Source organism: Streptococcus sp. HMSC063B03 (assembly GCF_001836965.1).
GTDB lineage: Bacteria > Bacillota > Bacilli > Lactobacillales > Streptococcaceae > Streptococcus > Streptococcus pneumoniae_F.
The window spans coordinates 34,569-58,974 of the sequence record NZ_KV831064.1 but is presented as its reverse complement, the minus strand read 5'-3'; the positions used below and the strand labels follow the sequence as shown (position 1 = coordinate 58,974).

The 24,406-nt window shown below is 40.4% G+C and carries 21 protein-coding genes, 2 tRNA genes and 1 pseudogene; 1 reads left to right on the top strand and 23 read right to left on the bottom strand.

Going from position 1 to position 24,406, the window contains the following annotated elements; translation table 11 throughout:
* Nucleotides 1-15: 15 nt before the first annotated feature.
* The 20 genes and pseudogenes from sufU to parE form a co-directional block, all read right to left on the bottom strand.
* A complete protein-coding gene (sufU, locus tag HMPREF2628_RS08855) occupies nt 16-456 on the bottom strand; it encodes a Fe-S cluster assembly sulfur transfer protein SufU (RefSeq protein ID WP_049499854.1) in 441 nt (146 codons plus the stop codon).
* Entirely contained in the window at nt 443-1,669 is a 1,227-nt protein-coding gene (locus HMPREF2628_RS08850) for a cysteine desulfurase (RefSeq protein ID WP_070842935.1), read from the bottom strand. The genes sufU and HMPREF2628_RS08850 overlap by 14 nt, the downstream gene beginning before the upstream one ends.
* Before the next feature lie 10 nt (nt 1,670-1,679).
* Nucleotides 1,680-2,942, bottom strand: a complete 1,263-nt coding sequence (sufD, locus tag HMPREF2628_RS08845; protein WP_070842934.1) for a Fe-S cluster assembly protein SufD — start codon at nt 2,940-2,942, stop codon at nt 1,680-1,682.
* Nucleotides 2,943-2,969: 27 nt separating this feature from the next.
* Nucleotides 2,970-3,740 carry a Fe-S cluster assembly ATPase SufC gene (gene sufC, locus HMPREF2628_RS08840; protein WP_000114489.1) on the bottom strand — a complete coding sequence of 257 codons (771 nt, stop codon included), beginning with the start codon at nt 3,738-3,740 and terminating at the stop codon, nt 2,970-2,972.
* A gap of 150 nt (nt 3,741-3,890) precedes the next feature.
* Nucleotides 3,891-4,085 (bottom strand): DUF3272 domain-containing protein, encoded by a 195-nt coding sequence (locus tag HMPREF2628_RS08835; protein ID WP_070842933.1) that lies wholly within the window; start codon nt 4,083-4,085, stop codon nt 3,891-3,893.
* A gap of 27 nt (nt 4,086-4,112) precedes the next feature.
* Nucleotides 4,113-5,768, bottom strand: coding sequence for a DNA polymerase III subunit gamma/tau (dnaX, locus tag HMPREF2628_RS08830; RefSeq protein ID WP_070842932.1), 1,656 nt, complete (start codon nt 5,766-5,768; stop codon nt 4,113-4,115).
* Nucleotides 5,768-6,265: a GAF domain-containing protein gene (locus HMPREF2628_RS08825; RefSeq protein WP_070842931.1), complete on the bottom strand. Its 498-nt coding sequence runs from the start codon at nt 6,263-6,265 to the stop codon at nt 5,768-5,770. The genes dnaX and HMPREF2628_RS08825 overlap by 1 nt, the downstream gene beginning before the upstream one ends.
* An 85-nt stretch (nt 6,266-6,350) precedes the next feature.
* A complete protein-coding gene (gene rpsA, locus HMPREF2628_RS08820; protein ID WP_070842930.1) occupies nt 6,351-7,553 on the bottom strand; it encodes a 30S ribosomal protein S1 in 1,203 nt (400 codons plus the stop codon).
* A gap of 161 nt (nt 7,554-7,714) precedes the next feature.
* Nucleotides 7,715-7,786 (bottom strand) — tRNA-Gln (locus tag HMPREF2628_RS08815).
* A gap of 9 nt (nt 7,787-7,795) precedes the next feature.
* Nucleotides 7,796-7,876 (bottom strand) — tRNA-Tyr (locus HMPREF2628_RS08810).
* Nucleotides 7,877-7,925: 49 nt separating this feature from the next.
* Nucleotides 7,926-8,156, bottom strand: a complete 231-nt coding sequence (locus HMPREF2628_RS08805; RefSeq protein WP_000037113.1) for a DUF2969 domain-containing protein — start codon at nt 8,154-8,156, stop codon at nt 7,926-7,928.
* A gap of 97 nt (nt 8,157-8,253) precedes the next feature.
* On the bottom strand, nt 8,254-10,221 hold the full coding sequence (locus HMPREF2628_RS08800; protein WP_070842929.1) for a peptide ABC transporter substrate-binding protein: 1,968 nt from the start codon (nt 10,219-10,221) through the stop codon (nt 8,254-8,256).
* A 22-nt stretch (nt 10,222-10,243) separates the two neighbouring features.
* Nucleotides 10,244-11,266, bottom strand: a complete 1,023-nt coding sequence (locus tag HMPREF2628_RS08795) for a branched-chain amino acid aminotransferase (RefSeq protein ID WP_070842928.1) — start codon at nt 11,264-11,266, stop codon at nt 10,244-10,246.
* Between the two features lie 134 nt (nt 11,267-11,400).
* On the bottom strand, nt 11,401-13,872 hold the full coding sequence (gene parC / locus HMPREF2628_RS08790; RefSeq protein WP_083320555.1) for a DNA topoisomerase IV subunit A: 2,472 nt from the start codon (nt 13,870-13,872) through the stop codon (nt 11,401-11,403).
* Nucleotides 13,873-13,924: 52 nt separating this feature from the next.
* The gene (locus HMPREF2628_RS08785) at nt 13,925-14,659 is read right to left on the bottom strand and encodes a CPBP family intramembrane glutamic endopeptidase (RefSeq protein WP_049486802.1); all 735 of its coding nucleotides are present in this window, start codon (nt 14,657-14,659) and stop codon (nt 13,925-13,927) included.
* The gene (locus HMPREF2628_RS08780) at nt 14,640-15,473 is read right to left on the bottom strand and encodes an aminoglycoside 6-adenylyltransferase (protein ID WP_070842927.1); all 834 of its coding nucleotides are present in this window, start codon (nt 15,471-15,473) and stop codon (nt 14,640-14,642) included. The genes HMPREF2628_RS08785 and HMPREF2628_RS08780 overlap by 20 nt, the downstream gene beginning before the upstream one ends.
* 33 nt (nt 15,474-15,506) lie before the next feature.
* Nucleotides 15,507-15,773: pseudogene (locus tag HMPREF2628_RS08775) on the bottom strand (cell filamentation protein Fic); the annotation flags it as partial.
* Nucleotides 15,774-15,908: 135 nt separating this feature from the next.
* A complete protein-coding gene (locus HMPREF2628_RS08770) occupies nt 15,909-16,754 on the bottom strand; it encodes a hypothetical protein (RefSeq protein ID WP_070842926.1) in 846 nt (281 codons plus the stop codon).
* Nucleotides 16,747-17,961 carry a DUF262 domain-containing protein gene (locus HMPREF2628_RS10960; RefSeq protein WP_070842925.1) on the bottom strand — a complete coding sequence of 405 codons (1,215 nt, stop codon included), beginning with the start codon at nt 17,959-17,961 and terminating at the stop codon, nt 16,747-16,749. The genes HMPREF2628_RS08770 and HMPREF2628_RS10960 overlap by 8 nt, the downstream gene beginning before the upstream one ends.
* A gap of 29 nt (nt 17,962-17,990) precedes the next feature.
* Entirely contained in the window at nt 17,991-19,940 is a 1,950-nt protein-coding gene (parE, locus tag HMPREF2628_RS08760; RefSeq protein WP_070842924.1) for a DNA topoisomerase IV subunit B, read from the bottom strand.
* Between the two features lie 135 nt (nt 19,941-20,075).
* Between parE and plsY the strand changes: the two genes are divergently transcribed.
* Nucleotides 20,076-20,717 carry a glycerol-3-phosphate 1-O-acyltransferase PlsY gene (plsY, locus tag HMPREF2628_RS08755; protein ID WP_070842923.1) on the top strand — a complete coding sequence of 214 codons (642 nt, stop codon included), beginning with the start codon at nt 20,076-20,078 and terminating at the stop codon, nt 20,715-20,717.
* Nucleotides 20,718-20,754: 37 nt separating this feature from the next.
* Here the strand turns inward: plsY and HMPREF2628_RS08750 are convergent, their stop codons facing one another.
* The 3 genes from HMPREF2628_RS08750 to HMPREF2628_RS08740 are packed head-to-tail and all read right to left on the bottom strand — an operon-like array spanning nt 20,755 to nt 24,300.
* Nucleotides 20,755-21,711, bottom strand: coding sequence for an ABC transporter permease (locus HMPREF2628_RS08750; RefSeq protein ID WP_070842922.1), 957 nt, complete (start codon nt 21,709-21,711; stop codon nt 20,755-20,757).
* Between the two features lie 2 nt (nt 21,712-21,713).
* The gene (locus HMPREF2628_RS08745; RefSeq protein WP_070842921.1) at nt 21,714-22,772 is read right to left on the bottom strand and encodes an ABC transporter permease; all 1,059 of its coding nucleotides are present in this window, start codon (nt 22,770-22,772) and stop codon (nt 21,714-21,716) included.
* Nucleotides 22,765-24,300 carry an ABC transporter ATP-binding protein gene (locus tag HMPREF2628_RS08740; RefSeq protein WP_070842920.1) on the bottom strand — a complete coding sequence of 512 codons (1,536 nt, stop codon included), beginning with the start codon at nt 24,298-24,300 and terminating at the stop codon, nt 22,765-22,767. The genes HMPREF2628_RS08745 and HMPREF2628_RS08740 overlap by 8 nt, the downstream gene beginning before the upstream one ends.
* Between the last annotated feature and the right edge of the window lie 106 nt (nt 24,301-24,406).

The window sequence follows — 24,406 nt, the reverse complement described above, 5'->3', positions numbered from 1 at the left end:
CAAAAGAATCTTGCCTTACTGATTTTTTTGATTTTCAATTGTTTTCTTCAGGGCGTTCCAAGCTAGGGTTGCACACTTGATTCGTTGAGGGAATTTGGCAACACCTGACAAGAAAGCTGCATCGCCTAGTTGGTCTTGGCGTTCATCTTTTTGCCCTTGAACCATTTCAGAAAAAATAGTCGCAAGTTCTAAAATTTCTTGTTTAGTTTTTCCTAAAACTGCGTCCGTCATCATACTAGCAGATGCTGTAGAGATGGTACAGCCTGAGTTTAGAAAGGCGATATCCTCCAAACGATCCTCTGCATCAAACTTGACAGAGAGATTGATAACATCCCCACAAGTCGGATTGTTGAGACTGATTTGTTCAGCGTCTTCCAACTTTCCTTGGTGATGTGGATTTTTCGAATGGTCCGCTACCACTGCCATATAAAGGCTATCTAGTTTAGAAAGTGCCATTGAAAAACTCCTTTGTCTTTTGTAAGGCATCTACTAGCTTGTCGCAATCTGCCTTGGTATTGTAGATATAAAAACTTGCGCGAGCTGTTGCTGGGACATCCAAATACTGAAGCAAGGGTTGCGCACAGTGGTGACCTGCACGAACAGCTACTCCTTCATAATCCAAAGCTGTCGCAAGGTCGTGAGGATGGAGATCGCCTAGATTAAAGGCAATCACACCTGAACGTTGGGCCAAGTCCTGTGAACCGTAAATGGTCAAACCTTCAATAGCCTGCAGTTTTGGAAAGACGTAAGAGATTAATTCCTGTTCATGAGCTTCAATCGCATCCATACCAATTTTTTCTAGATAATCTACTGCTGCAGCAAGTCCGATAGCACCTGCCATATTGGGAGTTCCTGCCTCGAATTTCCAAGGCAACTCCTTCCAGCTAGCAGACTGCTCATAGACGAAATCAATCATTTCCCCACCAAATTCAACTGGTGACATTTGTTCTAGATACTTTTCTTTGCCATAGAGAACCCCGATACCAGTCGGACCTGCCATCTTGTGACCTGAAAAGGCAAAGAAGTCCACATCCAAGTCCTGAACATCAATCTTCATATGAGGCGTAGATTGAGCACCATCCACCACCATGATAGCTCCAACTTGATGGGCCAATTGAGTGATTTCTTTGATTGGATTGACCACACCAAGAACATTTGAGGCGTGAGCTAGGGAGACAAACTTGACTCTATCAGTCAATTTAGCTCGCAAATCATCCATATCCAGAGCTCCATCCTTGAGATAGACATAAACAAGCTCTGCCCCAGTCTTACGGCAGGCTTCCTGCCAAGGAATGATGTTGGAATGGTGTTCCATGATAGAAATCAAGACCTGGTCTCCCTCAGTCAGAATCTCCTCAGCAAAGCGTGCCACCCAGTTAAGGCTGGTTGTCGTTCCTCTGGTAAAGAGAACTTCCTTTGTCGAGCCAGCATTGATAAACTTACGAATGGTTTCACGAGCAGCTTCATAAGAAGCTGTTGCTCGCTCAGCCAAGGTATGAACACCACGGTGAACATTGGCATTGTCCTGCTCATAGTAGCGGTTGATTGTTTCCAGAACTGCTAGTGGTTTTTGTGTCGTCGCAGCATTGTCCAAATAAACCAATGGTTCATCATTAACAATCTGGTCTAAAATTGGAAAATCCTTGCGAATCACTTCTACATCTAACATAGGCTACCCCTTAGCGTTTTGACAATTTTTCTTCGATAGTTGCAATCATTTCATCACGAACTTCCTTGACTGGAATCTCAACGATAACTGAGCCAAGGAAACCACGGACAACCAAGCGTTCTGCAGTTGCCTTATCCAAACCACGGCTCATGAGGTAATACATATCCTCTGGATCTACCTGACCGATAGAAGCTGCGTGTCCTGCAGTAACATCATTTTCGTCAATCAAAAGAATTGGATTGGCATCTGAACGCGCTTGGTCTGAAAGCATAAGAACACGGCTCTCTTGTTGCGCATCTGCTCCCTTGGCCCCCTTGATAATGTGCCCGATACCGTTGAAAGTTAAAGTTGCTTTTTCAAGAATAACCCCATGTTGGAGGATATTTCCAATTGAGTTGCAACCATAGTTAGTCACTCGAGTATCAATCCCTTGTACCTGACGACCACTTGAAAGGGCTACAACCTTGAGATCTGCATGGCTACCATTTCCAATCAAGTCGCTATCAAAGTCCGCAACGACGTTTCCTTCGTTCATGACACCGATTGCCCAGTCAATGCTTGCATCGTTGCCTAATTTACCACGACGGCTAATGTAGGCAGTGACATTTTCACCTAGACGGTCGATAGCCGCAAATTTCACTTGAGCACCAGAACGCGCAATTACTTCTACTGTGATATTAGCAGTTGCTTTGGCACTTCCTTCACCACGTGACTCTAAACGCTCCAGATAACTAATCTTAGAATTTTTACCAGCGATAATCATAATATGCTTGTTAAACGGCACATCACTATCGCTGTCTTGATAGAAAATTCCTTCGATTGGTTCTTTAATCTCAACATTATCAGGAATATAGAGAACAGCACCACTATTGAAATAAGCTGTATGGTAGGCTGCTAATTTATCATCATCGTACTTGACAGATGACATGAAGAATTCTTCGATCAGCTCTGGAATTTCTTCTAAAGCTGAATGGAAATCTGTGAAGACAACACCCTGTTCAGCTAACTCAACTGGAGTTTGCTCAAAAACAGTTTGAGTTCCTACTTGCACCAACTTCAAGTGATTATCTAGAGATGTGAAATCTGGAACATTTGCTGATGGCTCACTTTCTGTAATCGTTCCATCACCCAGATTCCAACGGTGGAATTTGACACGCTCAATAACTGGTAATTCCAAAGTCTCAATCTTGTCAAAAGCTTTTTGACGGAGATCAGCCAACCAGCTTGGTTCAGCGTGCATTTCTGAAAAAAGTTTAATAGTTTCTTTAGTCATTTACTTCTCCTAAAAGATACGAGGGAATTACAATTCTTCCTTGTAGTCGTAGCCAAGTTCTTCAGCTAGTTTTGCGTATCCTTCACGTTCCAAACGCGCAGCCAATTCTGGACCACCTGAAAGGACAACACGACCTTCCATCATGACGTGTACCACATCAGGTGTGATGTAGTTCAAAAGACGTTGGTAGTGAGTGATAATCATAGCACCAAAGCCTTCACCACGCATGGCATTAACACCTTTAGAAACAACTTTAAGGGCATCAATATCAAGACCAGAGTCAATCTCATCCAAAAGGGCAAAAGTTGGTTCCAACATCAAAAGTTGAAGAATCTCATTACGTTTTTTCTCACCACCAGAGAAACCTTCGTTGAGGTAACGCTCAGCCATTTCTTCTTTCATGTTGAGCAATTCCATCTTCTCGTCCAATTTAGTAATAAACTCCCGAACTGAAATCTTCTCATCGTCTTCTTTACCAGCATTCATGGCTGCACGAAGAAACTCGGCGTTAGTAATACCAGGAATTTCTGATGGGTATTGCATAGCAAGGAAAAGTCCCATACGCGCACGCTCGTCCACTTCCAACTCAAGGATGTTTACGCCATCAAACAAGACTTCACCTTTGGTCACTTCATAGTTTGGATTTCCCATGATAGCTGCAGAAAGAGTCGATTTACCTGTACCATTTGGTCCCATGATAGCGGCGATTTCTCCTGTTTTCAGGGTCAGGTTAACCCCTTTTAAAATTTCTTTTCCTTCAATCTCAACGTGAAGATCTTTGATCTCTAATACTGACATGATAGTTCCTTTCTTTTTCAAAGCCTTTACAGTACTTACTAGAAACATACTTGATTTCCCTAGAAAATACGGTAAAAGGTCAATAAATATACTTTTATAGTATAACAAAAAAAAGCCTAAAAGGCTTTTATTTTGTCTAGAAGCTGAGGACTAGTCTTTTCCTTTTAAATGCTGGTCAATGACATCTACAATCTTGCCCATCAAGTAACTAACTCGGAAATTTCTAAAGAGCAAAATGGCCCAAAAGGCTGCCATAATATAGCGACCAGTCATCCAGGCTTCATTGAAAAAATAGGTCTCAGCAGCTGTAAACAGCGCGATGGTAATAAATTGTTGTCTATTCATAAACTTATTGTATCATGAAATCTTTCTTTAGTCTTCCTCTACCTTTACTTTATCCGCCAAAAATTCAAATCCTTCCGGAATCAGGCTTTCTTCTGCTTCTTTTTCAACTTGAGAAGATTTAGCTTTGGCTGAAAAGGCTGCGCGAACTTCTTTCCATTCCTCCATGGAAATGGCTAAAATCTCAGGTGAAAAACCTGCTGCCTGACTGAGGATGTTGCCAAACATGGTGTTGAGATTGTCTCGTTTCATGGTTTGACCAGCATTGAAGTTAGACTCAAAAGCAAGAATGGCATGGTGTTCATTGGCCGCAACCGGTTGAGAACCAACTAGCAAAGCCTTATCAGGGCCTCCAAGACTTTCAATCACCTCTCCCCATGCATTCTGCAAGCGAATCAGGTTTTGACGTGCTAAATCAGGATTTTCGACAGCCTCTTGTAAGATAGATTGCACTTTATTGCGATCCACACGATAGACCGTCTTACCTGCTGCTGGGCGACTAGGTGCTGGATTTGTTGGCTTAGGTATAGTTCCTACATTTGCGAGTTCTTGTTTGAGACGGGCAACTTCCTGTCTCAGTGTAGAAATTTCACTTTCAGCCACCCTTGAAAGAGCTGGTTCAGGCTTAATTTCCGCCAAACGGATGGTCATCATCTCAGCATAGATTTTAGGCTGCAAACTAGACTTAATATCTGCTAAACTGACTGTCGCTAGGCGAATCATTTCAAACAGATTTTCTTGAGGAAGTCCCAAATTTTCCACAAATACTGGGCTATGGTGAGTGTTTTCTCCCCCTGTTTGAACAATTAACAAGTCTCTTAAATAGTGCAAAAGATCGGTCACAAAACGAGTCATGCTCTTACCATTGTCAAATAGAAGATTTAAGCAAGCTAAGGCTTTGGTAACATCCTGTTGAGACAAGGCAGCCACATAATCAGCCAAAGCTGACAGACTAATGGTTCCTGTAATTTCTTCAGAGATTGCAGTCGTCAGCTCATTTCCCTGTGTCAAACTCAGGGCTTGATCCAAAATAGACAAGGCGTCCCGCATCCCACCTTCAGCTCGTCTGGCAATGATTTCCACAGCCTCTGGTTCAGAACTGATATTTTCTTTTTCTAAGATATGGTGGATATGTTCCTTAATATCCTGTGTCTTAATTGATTTAAACTCAAAACGTTGGACACGGGATAGAATAGTGGCAGGAATCTTGTGCAATTCAGTAGTAGCTAAAATAAAGACCACATTCTGTGTTGGCTCTTCCAGCGTCTTTAGGAGGGCATTAAAAGCCCCTGTAGACAGCATGTGAACCTCGTCTATGATATAGACCTTGTAGCGGGCAAGGCTAGGGGCGTAGGTTGATTTATCACGGATTTCACGAATTTCATCAACCCCATTATTAGAGGCTGCATCCATTTCAATGACATCTTCTAAACTACCGTCCGTCACTGCTTGACAAATATAGCAGTTATTACAAGGTTCACCACCCACTTGATTGGGACAGTTCATAGCCTTTGCAAAGATCTTAGCCACACTGGTTTTTCCCGTTCCACGAGGACCAGAAAAAAGATAAGCGTGACTTATTTTCTCTTGCTCCACCGCTTGTTTAAGAGTCTTAGCCACAACTTCTTGACCAACCAACTGGGAGAAATTTTGACTTCTATATTTTCGATAAAGTGCTTGATACATTAGGCTTTCTCCTCAAACATTGTAAAGTCCCATTCTGTCTTTTCAAGCAAAATAGCGACAAATTGTTCCAAATAATCTCGATCCATAGCATCATAATCATCAATCTCTGAAGAATCCAAATCCAGAACCCCAAGTAATTGACCATTCTGTACCATCGGCACAACAATTTCACTTTTAGCACGACTATCACAAGAAATATAGTTGGGATAAGTTGTTACATCTCCAACTAGAACAGTTTCCTGAAAGTGAGCTGCCTCCCCACAAACACCCTTTCCAAGTGCAATACGGATGCAGGAAACACCACCTTGGAAGGGACCCAAAACCAATTCCTTTCCATCGAACAGATAAAAGCCTGCAAATACAGTGTTAGGTAAGCGTGATTTTAGAAGAGCACTGGCGTTGGAAAGATTAGCCAAAACATTGGTTTCACCATCCAATAAAAAAGAGAGTTCTTCATTTAACATTTGATAACATGATTGTTTTTCTGATTCTAACATAGAACTATTATATCAAAAAAGGTTTACAGACAAAAGAAAAATCCCTTGTTTAGTAAACAAAGGATTTTATGAATTTTCAATTTGATTAAAGTTCGATATCACCGAACAAGTCAGCCATTGAGAATCCTGTTTGTGTTTCTGGAAGTTCGAAATCACGTTTTTCTTGACGTTTTGGACGACGTGGACGAGCAGCACGTTTTTCTTCTTTTTGTCCTTCTTCTTGAGCTGGACGCTCTTCAAGAGCTTTGATAGAAAGTGATACGCGCTCTGCATCTGCGTTAACTTCAAGAACTTTAACTTTAACTTCTTGACCAACTTTAAGAGCTTCTTTTGGATTTTCAATACGTTTGTGTGAAATTTGTGATACGTGAACAAGTCCATCGATACCTGGCAATACTTCAACAAATGCACCGAAGTCAGTCAAACGTTTAACTGTTCCTTCTACTACATCACCTTTAGCCAATTTTTGCTCAACGCCATCCCATGGTCCAGGTGTTGTTGCTTTAAGTGAAAGTGATACACGTCCTTCTTCTTCGTTAAGATCAAGGATTTTCACTTCAATTTCTTCACCAACTGTTACAACTGATTTTGGTGATACGTTACGTTCGTGTGACAATTCAGTCAAGTGAACCAATCCGTCAACACCACCAAGGTCGATGAAAGCACCGAAGCTTGTGATACGTGCAACTTTACCAGTTACAACATCACCAACAGCCAATTTACCGAATACTTCAGCGCGAGCTGCTGCAGTAGCTGCTTCAACAACTTCACGACGTGAAAGGATGAAGCGGTTTTCTTTAGCGTCAACTTCTTTGATCTTAGCATCAAATTCTTGACCTACAAAACGCTCAGTGTTACGTACGAAACGAGTATCCAACATTGAAGCTGGGATAAATCCACGAACACCTTCAAATTCTACTGAAAGTCCACCTTTAACGGCACGAGTTCCTTTAACAGTAATAACTTCTTCTTCGCGACCAACAAGTTTGTCCCATGCTTTGCGAGCTTCAAGGCGTTTTTTAGATACAAGGTATGTAACTGTATCAGTATCTTTACCAACTACTTGACGAAGTACAAGAACATCCAATACTTCTCCTACTTTAACAAAGTCATTGATATCTGCATCGCGATCGTTTGTCAATTCGCGAAGAGTCAAGACACCTTCAACACCAGTTCCAGAGATTGCAACGTTAGCTTGAGTCGCATCAACTGTCAATACTTCAGCACTAACAACATCACCAGTCTCAACTTGGCTAACGCTATTTAGCAAATCTTCAAATTCGTTCATCTAAAAAATCCTCCAACAATCAAGTTTTTCTTAAACTTGACATACTTATAATTTTTTTCCTAAGCACCCGCAAGGACATGTTCATATCGTTCACGTCTTTCAATTATAAAAATAAAATACCCTAAGATATTTTGCTTTTTATCTTGATCATTACCTAAGAACTGGGGTAGCTGGATTCGAACCAACGCATGAGGGAGTCAAAGTCCCTTGCCTTACCGCTTGGCTATACCCCATTGATGAAATGGAGAGGGAGGGATTCGAACCCCCGAACCCGAAGGAGCGGATTTACAGTCCGCCGCGTTTAGCCTCTTCGCTATCTCTCCTACAATTAACATGGACTATTATATCATGAAAATTTCAAAAAAACAAGACTTATTTTGCTAAATTATAATTTTCAATCAAAATTTCCACAGCTTTTTCCAATTTTTTATAAAAACTATCGACATTCCCATTCTTTATGATGGCAAATTGTCCATCTAATTCGGCAATTTCTCCGATAACTTTTTTACCAATGGTCAACGTATAACCTTCAAAACTGTCTTTTCCTACATTAACCTTGGCATCTGCTACTTGAATTTCAATTTTTTTATCTTTCTTACTCATTTCATACCTCTCTTCACTTTTTCTATTTTACAAGAAAATCCAAAAACTAGCAAGAAAAAACTCTACATCAGGCTTGTCTGATATAGAGTTTTCCGCTTTATTTAATATGCTTTTCTAGTTCTTTTTGGTACTTACCATTTGATTCCAATTTTTCTTTTTGCCATTTTTTCAGTGCTTCTTCATATTCTTTTGTTGTAACAATATCTTTTTGCAATTTCATTCCTTTAAAGATATATGGGTCACCTTTAATACCAACTTGTGAGTATGGTTTTGAGAATGGCACGACATTACTTACAACTGGAGAACCACCAGATGAGGCTGTAGGCATCAATAATGAACTATCTGTCAACCAAGCTTGAGCCTTGGCATATTTTTCATAGCGTTCTTCAAGATTCGTAGTTTCTGAATCGGCATCATCCAATAATTTCTTATACTGGTCCAAACCAAGTTTCGCTACAACATCCTTATCTTTCCCTTTAGTAATACCAAGGTGTTTCATAGCAGAACCTGATTTAGGATCCATGATATTCAAGTAAGATGCTGGGTCTTGATAGCTTGGAGCCCATCCTGTACTGTTCAAATCATAATCTTTTTGAGAAGGAACACGCGCTTGAGAAGTGATTGTTTCCTTTTCATTATCTGTCATTTGAAGAACGTCGATGACAACATTTTCAGCACCAAGAGTTGATTCGATAGACTGTTTGAAAGAGTTGCTTTGTTGAACAGCGATGGTATCTGTTTGTTCAACTGGGACATCCAAGTGAATTGGGAATGTTACCCCTTTAGATTCCAAGTTTTTCTTAGCTTTTTCGAATGCAGCTTTAGCCTTGTCAGGGTTGTAGATAGAATCCTTACCGTCAACTAGCTCAACACCTTTCCACTGGTCACCATAGTTCACCAACTCTGCTTGAGCGATTTGACCAAAGTTTTTACCACCTGCTTGTACAAAGTTATCTGGAACGAGACTGTTACGAATAATCTTGTCCGCACCGTCTTCACCATTTAGCTGGGCAGCATAAGAATGGCGGTTGAAGGCAAAGTTGATAGCCTGACGGAAGTCCTTATTAAGCATAGCTTCTTTTGTAGAAGTCTTTTGCTCTTCACTTGTTTTCGCAGTTTTATTATATGACTGACGATTTACGTTAAAGGTGAAGTAATAACTACTTGAATCCTGTGGGCTATAAGTGATTTTATCTCCGTATTGTTCCAAAGTAGAAGCAAAGTTTGAGCTACTTGGGAAGAGACGGGCTGTCGTATAGGCACCTGAAGAGAAGCTACGAATCAACGATTCCTGATCAGAACCATCGTAGTAAGTCAATTTAATCTTCTCGATTTTTACCTTTTCTTTATCCCAGTAATTTGGATTTTTCTCATATTCGATCAACGATTTAGAAGTCAAGGTCTTCAAGATATAAGGTCCATTGTAGAGAATTCCTGCTGGAGTAACTGCTCCATAATCTTTACCTGATGCCTTCAAAAACTCTTCATTTACAGGCAACATCGTTGCTGTGGTGACTTTAGAGTTCCAGAAACTTTCTGGTTTGTTTAGGGTATATTCAACTGTGTAATCGTCCAAGGCCTTGACACCAACTGTAGAGAAATCATTGGTCTCACCAGTCATGTAGGCATCCAAGCCCTTGATTGAATTTTGGATGAGAGAGACACCGTCTGACTTACCGTCAGCTACGTGTTTTAGTCCTGTTACAAAGTCATGGGCTGTTACTTCTGCATATTCTTCACCTTCAGAAGTGTACCATTTAACTCCTTTACGAAGTTTATAGGTATAAGTCAAACCATCTTTTGAGACAGACCAATCTTCAGCCAAGGAAGGAATAACATTTCCGTATTGGTCGTTTTCCATCAAGCCATCAACCACGTTCCCGATGACATCTGTTGTCGATGTACGAGTCGCTATACTATAGTCCAAAGATGCTGGATCTACTGCATAGACATATGAAAATGTTGTCGGTGCATCTGCTTCTTTATCAGCTTTTCCACAAGCCGCTAATAGAGCTGTTGTGCTCAGGACCACTCCTGCTGTTAAGAGCCACTTTTTAGATTTCATAAAAAATCTCCTTTAGTTAATTTTAATCTACTTTTACAATCCAACCTTCTGGCGCTTCAATATCGCCAAACTGAATTCCTGTCAACTCATCATAGAGTTTGCGAGTCACAGGACCTACTTCTGTTTCACTATAGAAAACATGGAAATCATCACCGTGCTGAATTCCACCAATTGGAGAAATAACTGCTGCTGTACCACAGGCACCTGCTTCTATAAAACGATTGAGATTATCAATTGGTACATCTCCTTCAACCGGAATCAAACCCAAGCGATGTTCTGCCAAATAAAGCAAAGAGTACTTGGTAATAGATGGTAAGATAGATGGACTCAATGGTGTTACAAATTCATTATCAGCTGTAATTCCAAAGAAGTTAGCTGAACCGACTTCTTCAATCTTTGTATGTGTCGATGGGTCTAGGTAAATAACATCTGAGAAATGACGTGACTTGGCCAATTTTCCTGGCAAGAGACTGGCAGCATAGTTTCCACCAACCTTAGCCGCACCTGTACCATTTGGAGCCGCACGATCGTATTCATCCTGAATCAAGAAATTGGTTGGGACCAAACCGCCTTTAAAGTAATTACCAACTGGCATGGCAAAGATGGTAAAAATATACTCTTCTGCTGGTTTAACCCCAATAATATCTCCGACACCAATCAAAAGAGGACGAAGATATAAGGTTCCACCTGTTCCATATGGAGGTACGTATTCTTCATTGGCGCGGACAACTGCCTTACAAGCTTCTACAAACATTTCTGTCGGAACTTGTGGCATCAAGAGACGATCACAAGTACGTTGCAGACGTTTAGCATTTTCATCAGGACGGAACAGTTGAACACTGCCATCCTTAGTACGATAAGCTTTCAAACCCTCAAATGCTTGTTGTCCATAGTGAAGACTTGGAGAAGACTCTGAAATATGCAAGGTTGCATCTTCTGTAAGCTCTCCTTGATTCCATTGTCCATTTTTAAAATGAGCAATATAGCGATAAGGTAATTTCATATAGGAAAAACCGAGATTTTCCCAATCAATCGTTACTGTCATATTCCACTCCTTATTCTAAAAACCTATTTCTTATATTCTACACTTTTTTTCTAAAATAGCAAGTATATTTTGTAATTTTCAGAAAATTTCTTCAATAAAAAGAACCAGCTCTTAGGACTGATTCTTCATTTTACTTATTTGGCTTCTGGAAATACTTCTTTAAGATAAGCGTCAAAAACTTCTTCATCTGAAATCGTGTCAGAAATGAAGCTTCCGTTGCTAGTCCTTTCTGACAGGTTCAAGTCTTGCAATCGACTTTCATAGATTGTTCCTTTATTTGATTGAACAAGCAGCGTTTGGTCGTTCTCTTCCACATCTGTACTAAAAAGATCACCAATAAAGCCTTGTTCTGCAACCGCTCCTGCCAAGAAGACACGATGCGGTTTGTTTTTCAACTCACGCAAGACTTGTAAGCCACGTTTGGCACGGCTGGTTGCCGGAATTTCGACAATAGAAACACGTTTCAAACTTCCACGTTGGGTCAAGAGGTAGAAGGATGAGGTGTTACAGATAAAGGCGGATTGGAGGACATCATCTGCTTTCAGGTTCATAGCTTTGACACCTGCAGCCTTAGCACCGACAACTGGTACCTCTTCGATATTGAAACGAAGGGCATAACCATTTTGGCTAATCAAGAGAACATCATCCAGTTTAATCGGAGCCACTGCTACAATCTGGTCTGTCTCGTCTTTGAGCTTAGCATACTTGACAGACTTAGATTTATAGGTCCGCCATGGAGTGAACTCTTTTCGTTCTACCCGTTTGATTTGACCGAGACGAGTCGCAGCAAAGTAGGTTGTCGCATCATCAAACTGATCTACTACTTCAACATAAAGTATTTCTTCGTTCGTTTCAAAGTTGGTAATGGTCTGGCTCAAATGCTCACCGATATCCTTCCAGCGAATATCTGCTAATTCATGGATTGGTCTGTAGATGACATTTCCAAGACTTGTGAACATCAAAAGATGCTGGGTTGTCTTAGCAGATTGAACAAAGATGAGACGGTCATCATCACGTTTGCCAATTTCCTCTAGCGTTGAAGCCGCAAAGGAACGTGGACTAGTACGCTTGATGTAACCTGCCTTGGTCACGCTGACATAGGTATCCTCCTCGGCGATCAGACTAGCTGTATCAATCTCGATTGCTTTTGCTGTGTCTTCTAAGCTACTCAAACGCGGAGTGGCAAATTTCTTCTTAACCTCACGAAGCTCTTTCTTCATGAGATTGTACATGGTCCGTTCATCTCCAATGATAGCAGCAAGCATGGCAATCTTTTCACGAAGTTCTGCTTCTTCTTCCTGCAAGACAACTACGTCTGTATTGGTCAAACGGTACAGTTGCAAGGTAACAATAGCCTCAGCCTGCTCTTCAGTAAAATCATAACTGACCTTGAGGTTCTCTTTGGCATCAGCCTTGTTCTCAGAAGCACGGATAAGAGCAATAACTTCATCCAAAATCGAAATCACGCGAATCAAACCTTCCACGATATGGAGACGTTTTTCAGCCTTTTCCTTGTCAAAGCGTGAACGCGCCAAAATCACTTCACGACGGTGGGCAATATAGCTAGATAAGATTGGAACAATCCCAACCTGACGAGGTGTGAAATTGTCAATCGCCACCATATTAAAGTTGTAGTTGATTTGCAGGTCAGTGTATTTGAAAAGATAATTAAGAACAAGCTCCGTATTAGCGTCTTTTTTAAGTTCAATAGCGATACGAAGACCATCACGGTCAGACTCATCGCGAACCTCAGCAATACCAGCCACCTTATTATTGACACGGACTTCATCGATTTTCTTGACTAGATTAGCCTTGTTAATTTCATAAGGAATCTCAGTGATAACGATTTGTTCCTTACCACCTTTTAGCTTTTCAATCTCAGTCTTAGAACGAACAACCACGCGCCCTTTCCCAGTTTCATAGGCCTTCTTGATTTCGTCACGTCCCTGGATGATGGCTCCTGTAGGGAAGTCAGGCCCAGGCAAGAATTCCATGAGTTTATCAACCTTTGCAGTTGGGTGGTCAATCATGTAAACCGCCGCATCGATGACCTCAGCCAAATTATGGGGAGGAATGTCTGTGGCATAACCAGCCGAAATCCCAGTCGAACCATTCACCAAGAGGTTTGGAAAGGCTGCTGGTAAGACAGTAGGTTCTTTCTCGGTATCGTCAAAGTTCCAAGCAAAAGGAACGGTCTTTTTCTCGATATCCTGAAGAAGGTAGCCTGCAATCTCAGACAAACGCGCCTCAGTATAACGCATGGCCGCAGGCGGATCCCCATCCATAGAACCGTTGTTACCGTGCATTTCGACCAAAATCTCACGATTTTTCCAGTCCTGAGACATACGAACCATGGCATCATAGATAGAAGAATCCCCGTGTGGGTGAAAATTCCCCATGATGTTCCCGACAGACTTAGCAGACTTACGGTAGCTCTTGTCAAAGGTATTGCCATCCTTATTCATCGAATAAAGAATGCGACGCTGAACCGGCTTGAGCCCATCACGAATGTCTGGCAGAGCCCGGTCTTGAATGATGTACTTGGAGTAGCGACCAAAACGCTCTCCCATGATGTCCTCCAAGGACATGTTTTGAATATTAGACATAATAATTCTCTTTTTAGTGTTTTATTGTAAAGTAAATCTATATTTTATAAATTTAACTGTTTCTTTGTAGGTAGTGAGAAAAGAAGAGCAATCCTACTAATCCTAGAATGAATAAAAGATTAATTTTAATAACAAATAAGCTAAGTAGGGTATTAATTAGACCGTGAAAAATGGCGCAAAAAAGGACCGACTTTGTCTTTTTGAAAACAGCTGCTAGAAGAATACTGAGATAAATTGCAAATAGACTGAATAATATAAAAGGCATCCCACTTTGGGAACTTCCAATCACAAACCATAAAGGTACATGCCATATTGCCCAAATACAACCTGTTATCAAACCGGAAATCCAAAAGGAGAATCTAGTTTCTAAAGTTGGTTGCAAGATGCCTCGCCATCCCAATTCTTCTTCGCCACCATAAACACAGACTGCACTCAAAAAAACAACTAACAAATTTCCTAGTGGAAAAGCCGGATTAAGCTCCTTAGATGAGAAAGCAATGACACCTGTTTGCACGAAAATTAGTAAAAGAAATAACAAAATATATTTCTTTGAGTCCCCTAAGATAAAAGAGACTATGCTTTTAATGGATTTTTGAGGCAAACAAGAAATGGCTGCAATGGTAGGACCGAAACCTCCTAGTAAATGGAGAAAAACTCCTAGTGGACTTGTTAGACTTAAGAGGCTCATTTGCGTCAGAAAAGCGAGCAATCCCCAACCAAATCCCCAAGAAATGAGAAAACTAATCAGTAAAAATTTTGTTATCTTATTATTTTGTAAATGTTTCATTTTTTTCGAGTCTCTCCTCAGCATACTCAATCATCTTCTCAGCTACTTCTTTATCATAGTCAAAGCCCATCTTTTGGGCAAGTTTTTGAGCTTCTTGGTTAAAAAGTTGCATGGTAGCAAATAAAGACTGATTGATTTTGTCTAAACTTGATAAATCAAGCAGATTTAAGAATTCCTTCTCCTTCTCAGTCGGCAAGTAGTTAAAGAGATACTTGTAATTTTTACCAATGTCGACAGCTCCTCTATCACTTGCTATCTGCCAAGCTAAGATTTTCAAAAGTTCTTGTTGGCAAATACCGTAGATATGGTCAGTCGCATAGATGATTTGCTTACGACAAATTCCTTTGACTGCATAGGCTGACACCCACCAAAATTCATTGCAGGCTTTTTTAAAATCCTTCTCACTAGCTGGATGTATCCAAAAACGCTCTGGACTGGAAGAATAGGACTCAAACAAGCCTTTCTGGTCTACTAAGACTGTGAATCCTGCCTCACTATCCACCCATTCTTGCATGTGTTCTTGTGGGCAGAGAGTCAAATCAATGCGATTACCATCCTCAAAGAGCATGAGGTAAAGACAACGATGTCCAAGAATAACCTCTTGCTTGATGATACGTTTGCCGAACTGGTCCAACCAAGATAAATCTGAAATTAGTTCTTCAAAGTTCTCAACAAGATAAACAACATCATAGTCTTGAAATTCATCTTTTAGAGCTCGATCCTCTGTTCTTGAACCAGATATAGCCACAGCTTCGATTTTTAAAGTTTCAGCTATTTGTAAAATCAGATTCATCATTTCTGTTTCAGTTCTCATGTCAGTACTTTCTCGTTTTATAGGTTACTAGGTATCCGCCGTCAGATTATTAAGGAGGAGATACTTGAACTCTCCAGTTGATACATCACTGCGCTTCATGGCATTGAGGTACTCATCCTTATCTATGGCATTCCAGTCCACCACTTTGCCAAGCTTCTCACGAAGCATACAATCTACCCAAATCCGGATGGCACGACCATTTCCTTCACGGAAAGGATGGGCAATATTCATATCCGCATACTTATCAACTACTTGATCAAAAGTGTCATGAGAAAGTTTGTCAATATACTGCAAGGATTGCTCAAAAATATTTCAGAACATATCCAAATAATCGTATTTTACTCCACTAGATAAAGTATTCTTCAGGTGTGATTTTTTTTAAACTGTAGAAGATAATTCTACTCTATGGATAAAATCATTTCTTACTTATAACTTTTAATAATCAAGCTTATCTTCCAATCCGTCTTGATATAGTCGATATAATTCTATAAAAATATTATCAATTAAAGTCAATAGTCCAAACCAAATAAAATAATTTCTAGACTCTTGAGTTTCATTAACTAATTTATTTAATGTTGGTAAATTTTGCTGATAAGATAAAGTATTATGTGCCAATCGATTACGTTGATTAAACATAATTTCATACTTACATCTTAAATTATGCTCTTTATTTTTAATATAAATAGTATATTTCGAATTATATTCCCTAAGTTTATCTTCATATGCTTGATCACTATCTTTTTCTTTTCTCTCTGGCTTCTTAGGTCTGTTATTTTCGTTTGGTATTGACACAAACATATTATTTCCATCTTTTAAAAATTGATCAATATCAGTCCAATCATCTGATACAAAATAAGAAAAATCAGCACGAACCCAAGAAATCAGGTTTGAATCTTTAAATATTTCATTAATCTTGTGAGTAGTATTATCTAATAAACTTTTTTTATTAATATCGGTTATACTAAAATCTATATTTATTCTCTTAAGTACTTGATAAAATTCTTTATAAATATTATTTTTGTGGTCATATGCTGAATAAGTTCCTAAGTTAGCTTTTTCTAACCACCAATATCGGAACTCAAAATCATTTGTTCCCAATTCCCAAGCAATGCATCTCATCTTTTGCTCTTGAAAACCAGTCATTTTTAAAAAAGTAGCTTGTAAAATATAGTCACACAAAGGGTAGGTTTCAATTCCATCACCAATACTAGAAGTTGCAGCAACTGCTTCTTCCAAAATAGTAGTTATAGGAGTTAAAATAAAATCTGTATGTTTACTCACTAAAATACTCCTTATACAACTCTAGGGATTCTTTTAATCTAAGTCTAATATACTTCAAAGCATTGGGGCTCTTCTGATGATAGTAGCCATATTCATAATCATAAGAATAAAGAGTGCCCTCAAACTCTTGTCCAGCTTTAATCTTCAAATCTTTTAATTCAGATATTTTATTTTCAATCTCAGCTTTTAGATTACTATTTTTCGCAATAATGAGTTTTTTCTCATGAAAAATAGAAAAATAAATTAACCCAAACATATAGACATCTGCATCAATAATTGACGGAAAATTTTTCGGGAAAAAATCATATTCTAAGTTCTTAGAAAGAATTTTGATTTTATTAACAAAATCAAAATCAAATTCGAATTCTTCAGCAATTTTATAAACATAATCTGTATAAAACTGTTCAAGTTTATTTCCATATCCTGCAGCAACTTGAGGAATATTATAATCTTGATTTTTGTAACTATCCAAAATTGCTAGATAGCGTACAAAATCTAACTTCTTATCATTTAATTTAATATTTTTAAAAATATCAGGATCAAAAAATGGTTCTAAAGCATCATTCAAGTAATATAAAGATCGTCTGCTTTCTACATTCGACAATACTTCCCCCTGAATGTTTATATGACGGAAAACAGAAGAATAAAACTTTATTTGCTCTTTTTTACGTTCTTCTCCATCATAACTAGGTACAATAAATGAAAAACCTAAATAATTATCTTTAAAAAAATCTTCTCCAATATCTACATTTAGAGTAATATATTGCTCCGTCTTTATCTTTTCTTTTATGCCTGCTTTTGAACTTCCGATTGATAGAAGTCTATTAAAATTCCAATCTATTCCTTTATAATCATTACCTTCATCAATTTCAGAATCATCATTGGTATTAGCTAGAGGAATGAAATCTTTAGGTGCCCAATCTTCACACTTACGATTCGGAAATAAATCTAAGTAAGCAAGAAATATAGACGTTAAACGCTGTTGCCCATCTAGAATTAAATTTTTCCTCCCTTCTTCATCAGTAAAAGCTCCAACAGTAACTGGGGGGACAAATTCTTTTTTATTAAAACTCTCAATTAGAGTTTTAACTTTTTCTTGATTCCAAACATAATAACGTTGATAATCGGGTAATACAATATTCTTCTTTAATATCAACTTAATCCAATGCTCCAAGGAATATTCGCCATAATAAACTTTATTTTTCATTCATCTCTCTCCTTTTATATGTACTTCTTTCAAAACACCATCTCCCCACTCTCCTCCAGCGTAAATTTGACATTATCCTCAATCCACTTACGGCGTGGTTCGACCTTGTCTCCCATGAGGACATTGACGCGACGTTCTGCGCGTGCTAGATCTTCAATCGTGACACGAATGAGAGTTCGAGTTTCTGGATTCATGGTTGTCTCCCAGAGTTGGTCTGCATTCATCTCACCAAGCCCTTTGTAGCGTTGAAGAGTAGCGCCTTTACCGAACTGCTTGCGGAGTTCTTCAAGTTCTCCGTCTGTCCATGCGTAGGCCACTTCTTCTTTCTTGCCTTTCCCCTTGGACATCTTGTAAAGAGGCGGAAGGGCGATATAGACATGTCCTGCCTCAACTAGGGGACGCATGTAACGGTAGAAAAACGTTAAGAGCAAGGTCTGGATATGGGCACCATCGGTATCCGCATCGGTCATGATAATGATTTTATCGTAATTGGCATCTTCAATGGAGAAGTCTGCCCCAACACCCGCACCTATAGTATAAATCATGGTGTTGATTTCCTCATTTTTGAGGATATCCGCCATCTTGGCCTTGGCTGTATTGATAACCTTACCACGAAGGGGCAAGATTGCCTGGAACTTGCGGTCACGGCCTTGTTTGGCAGAACCTCCGGCAGAATCTCCCTCGACTAGATAGAGTTCATTCTTAGCTGGATTCTTAGACTGGGCTGGGGTTAATTTACCAGACAACAAGCCCTTGTCTTTTTTATTTTTCTTCCCATTTCGGCTCTCATCACGCGCCTTACGTGCCGCTTCACGAGCGTCACGGGCCTTGATAGCCTTGCGGATGAGGTTAGAAGCCAATTCACCATTTTCCATAAGGAAGAAGGTCAACTTATCCGCCACAATGCCATCCACAACTGGGCGAGCTAGTGGACTTCCTAGTTTGTCCTTGGTCTGTCCTTCAAACTGGAGGTGTTCTTCAGGAACCAAGATAGAAAGAACGGCCGCTAGTCCCTCACGATAGTCTGAACCTTCAAGGTTTTTATCTTTTTCCTTGAGAAGCCCCGTCTTACGCGCATAGTCATTCATGACCTTAGTGATAGCAGACTTGAGTCCTGTCTCATGCGTTCCGCCGTCCTTGGTACGAACGTTATTGACAAAGGACAAAATATTATCTGAAAATCCGTCATTATACTGAAGAGCTACTTCCACTTGGAAACCATTATCTTCACCTTCAAAGTAGAGAACTGGTGTCAAGGTTTCCTTGTCTTCGTTGAGGTAAGAAACAAAGTCCTGCACCCCGTTCTCATAGTGGAATTCAATCGCTTCATCTGTTCGCTTGTCCGTTAAAGACAAGGTCACATTTTTCAAGAGAAAGGCTGACTCATTGAGGCGTTCTGAAATGGTATTGTACTTGAAGTCTATCGTAGAAAAGATCGTCGCATCAGGCATAAACGTAACCTTGGTACCTGTCTTAGACTTAGGCGCTGTACCGATTTTCTTCAAAGTCGTGACAGGTTTGCCACCATTTTCAAAACGTTGCTTGTAAACTGCACCATCACGGGTGATTTCAACCTCCAGCCAACTAGATAGGGCATTAACAACGGAAGAACCCACCCCGTGGAGACCACCTGATGTCTTGTAGCCCCCCTGACCGAATTTCCCTCCGGCATGAAGAATGGTAAAAATAACCTCAACTGTTGGGATTCCCATAGCGTGCATTCCAGTCGGCATCCCACGACCATGGTCCTGCACAGTCAAACTCCCGTCTTTATTGATGGTCACATCAATACGATCACCAAATCCAGACAAGGCCTCATCGACAGCATTATCGACGATTTCCCAGACTAGGTGGTGGAGACCAGCACCATCGGTCGATCCGATATACATCCCTGGACGTTTTCGGACCGCATCCAACCCTTCTAGCACCTGAATGGCATCATCATTATAATTGTTAATATTGATTTCCTTTTTTGACACAAGGAACCTCCTATTCGTTCATCTTTACTATTCTACAGGTTTTCCAAGGATTTTGCAAAATTTTTCTTTCTCCGGTGTGACAATTTCAGAAGAGATTCTCTGCCTTTCTTCTCCATTTCATGATATAATAGGAGTATGATTACAATAGTTTTATTAATCCTAGCTTATCTGCTGGGTTCGATTCCGTCTGGTCTCTGGATTGGACAAGTATTCTTTCAAATCAATCTGCGCGAGCATGGTTCTGGTAACACTGGAACGACCAATACCTTCCGCATTTTAGGCAAGAAAGCTGGTATGGCAACCTTTGTGATTGACTTTTTCAAAGGAACCCTAGCAACGCTTCTTCCAATTATTTTTCATCTGCAAGGCGTTTCGCCTCTCATCTTTGGACTTTTGGCTGTTATTGGCCATACCTTCCCTATCTTTGCAGGATTTAAGGGAGGCAAGGCTGTCGCAACCAGTGCTGGAGTGGTTTTCGGATTTGCACCTGTCTTCTGTCTCTACCTTGCAGTTGTTTTCTTTGGAACCCTCTATCTTGGTAGTATGATTTCACTATCTAGTGTCACAGCATCTGTCGCGGCTGTCATCGGAGTTCTACTCTTTCCACTTTTTGGTTTTATCCTGAGCAACTATGATCCTCTATTCATCGCTATTATCCTAGCACTTGCTAGTTTGATTATCATTCGTCATAAGGACAACATCGCTCGTATCAAAAATAAAACTGAAAATCTTGTCCCTTGGGGATTGAACCTAACCAACCAACATCCTAAAAAATAAAACGCCAGTTCATTCTGAACTGACGTTTTTTGTATGCTTATTTTGATTTGATATAGTTAATACCATCTGCTTTTGGTGCAACTGCTTTTCCAAAGAAGGCTGCCAAGACAAGAATTGTCAAAACATAAGGTGCGATTTGAAGATAAACCGCAGGCACTCCTTGTAGGAATGGCAATTGAGAGCCGATAACAGCCAAACTTTGTGAAAGTCCAAAGAAGAGACTAGATAGCATGGCTCCGATTGGATTCCATTTCCCAAAAATCATCGCAGCAAGGGCGATAAATCCAGGTCCAACAATAGTTGTCACTGAGAAGTTAACTGATATGGATTGAGCATAAATAGCTCCACCAATTCCACCTAGGAAACCTGAAATGATAACCCCTAAATATCTCATTTTGTAGACATTGATTCCCAAAGTGTCCGCTGCTTGAGGGTGTTCACCGACGGAGCGGAGACGAAGACCAAAGCGAGTCTTAAAGAGAATAAACCAAGCAAGGAATGAGAAGACAATCGCGATATAACCTAGCAGACTTGTTGACTTGAAGAATATATCACCGATAACTGGGATATTTGCCAAGACTGGGAAATCAAAGCGTCCAAAAGTCTGACTTAGGTTGTCGGTTTGTCCTTTGTTATAAAGAACTTTCACCAAGAAAACAGCCAGGGCAGGCGCCATCAAGTTCAATACCGTACCGCTGACAACATGGTCTGCACGGAAATGAACCGTCGCTGCTGCGTGGATGATAGAGAAGAGGCCTCCAACCAATCCTGCTACAAGCAAGGATAGCCATGGAGTTGCTGCTCCAAATTGTTCTGCAAATTCAAGGTTAAAGACGACTCCAGAAAAGGCACCCATAACCATAATTCCTTCAAGGCCGACGTTTACCACACCACCACGTTCAGAGAAAACACCACCGATACTTGTAAAGATGAGGGGCGCTGAGTAAATCAGCATAGAAGACACCAAGAGGGTGAGCAAGGTTGTAATAGACATCTTTACTTACCTCCTTTAACTTGTTTTTTCGGTTTGACAAAGCGTTCGATAAGGTAATGAACACTGACAAAGAAGATAATAGACGCTGTTACAATGCTGACAAGCTCAGACGGTACCTGCGCCGCATTCATACCAGGGGCTCCAACTTGGAGAACACCAAATAGGAAGGCTGCAAAGAGAATACCAATTGGTGAGTTGGCCGCAAGCAGACTAACTGCCATCCCGTTAAACCCGACAGCTAAGGATGATCCCTGAACATAAACATTCTGGAAGGTTCCCAGACCTTCAACAGCACCACCAAGACCTGCCAAGGCACCTGAAATAATCATTGATAGGATAATAGTCCGTTTTGAAGAAATACCAGCATATTCTGAAGCATGTGGATTAAGACCAACTGCACGAATTTCAAAACCAAGAGTTGTTTTCTTGAGCATAAACCAAATAACTGCAACGGCAATGATGGCAAAGAAAATACCAATATTCATCCGCGAATTACCAGTCAACTCAGCCAACCAAGGTGTCTGATAGGTTGCATTAGCCCCAACACGAATCGTAGAATCTGTACTTTGCATGAAGTCTTTAGGAAAGGCATGGATAAAGGCATTTCCTACATACAAGACAATGTAGTTCATCATGATGGTTACGATAACCTCTGATGTCCCAAGATAGGCTCTAAGAATACCCGGAATCGCGCCGACAATCCCACCAGCAATCAAGGCAATCACGATAGTCGCTAAAATCATCAAGGGACGCGGCATATCTGGATGAGATAAGGCAAACCAACCACTGAGAATCCAGCCTGCCAAAGCCTGACCAGGAAGTCCGACGTTAAAGAAACCAGCACGACTTGCAACAGCAAAACCAAGACCAATCAAGATTAGAGGTCCCATAGCACGGAAGATTTCACCAATCCCACGCAGACTACCAAAGGCTGTATAGAACAATTCTTCGTAGCCCCAAATAGCATCATAACCGAAGATCCACATGACAATGGCTCCAAGTAAAATTCCTAGGAAGACAGAAATCAAGGGAACCGAAATTTGTTGTAATTTTTTAGACATCACTCTTCTCCTTTCCCAAGTTTCCACCAGCCATCAAGACACCAAGTTCTTGTTTATTGGTTGTTTCTGGTGATACAATACCTTGAATCTTACCATCGTGGATAACGGCAATACGGTCTGAGACGTTTAAAATCTCATCCAATTCAAAGCTGACAACAAGAACAGCCTTCCCGTTATCACGCTCTTCAATCAAACGTTTGTGGATATATTCAATGGCACCGACATCCAACCCACGAGTTGGCTGGCTGACGATAAGGAGATCAGGATCACGATCAATTTCACGAGCAATAATTGCTTTTTGTTGATTTCCTCCTGAGAGTGCCGCTGCAGGAACAAATTCATTTGCAGCACGAACATCAAACTCTTCCATTAGCTTTTTAGCATAAGAAGTAATATTTGAATAGTTCAAAATTCCATTTTTACTATGTGGTTCTTTGTAGTAGGTTTGAAGGGCAATATTTTCAGAAATCATCATTTCCAAAATCAAGCCATCACGGTGACGGTCTTCTGGAACGTGCCCAACACTCAACTCTGTAATCTGACGTGGGTGCAAGCCTACAATTGAATCTCCTTTTAGCTCAATGCTACCAGATTCAACATTGCGAAGACCTGTAATGGCTTGAATGAGTTCAGACTGACCATTCCCATCAATCCCCGCAATACCAACAATCTCTCCAGCACGAACATCCAAGGACAGATTTTTCACAGCTGGGACACCGCGGTTTTCATTGACCACCAAATCTTTAATAGACAAGACCACTTCTTTGGGTTGAGAGGCTTGCTTCTCGGTTTTAAAGGAAACAGAACGTCCTACCATCATTTCTGCCAAATCAGCATTGGTAGCCCCTGCGATTTCGACGGTTTCAATTGATTTCCCACGACGGATAACTGTAACGCGGTCAGAAACTGCGCGAATCTCGTCCAACTTGTGAGTGATCAAGATAATTGATTTTCCTTCTTTGACAAGATTTTTCATAATAGCCATCAACTCATCAATTTCTGATGGAGTCAAAACAGCCGTTGGTTCGTCAAAGATAAGGATATCAGCTCCCCGATAAAGGGTTTTTAAAATTTCTACACGTTGTTGGGCTCCAACTGAGATGTCTGCCACTTTAGCAGAAGGATCCACAGCTAAGCCATAACGTTCAGAAAGAGCCTTGATTTCTTTGCTAGCTCCAGCAATATCTAGCACACCATTTTTAGTCAATTCACTTCCTAAAATGATGTTTTCAGCCACTGTGAAAGCTTCTACCAACATAAAGTGCTGGTGAACCATCCCGATTCCCAAGCTAGCTGCTTTAGATGGTGAGTCGAGGTTGACAACTTGACCGTTGACCACAATTTCACCACTGGTTGGTTCAAGAAGCCCTGCTAACATGTTCATGAGCGTGGACTTTCCAGCCCCATTTTCTCCTAAAAGTGCATGAATTTCACCTTTTCGTAGGTGCAGGTTGATTTTGTCGTTGGCAACAAATTCACCAAACACCTTGGTAATATCACGCATCTCAATGACATTTTCGTGTGCCATGTGCTCTTCCTTTCAGAGTCTTATTTTATTTCAATAAAACTTGCTAGTTTGTCTAGTAGCAAGCTTTACTGAGACAAAATGACTTTGCCTCAACTCTTAAAAAAGC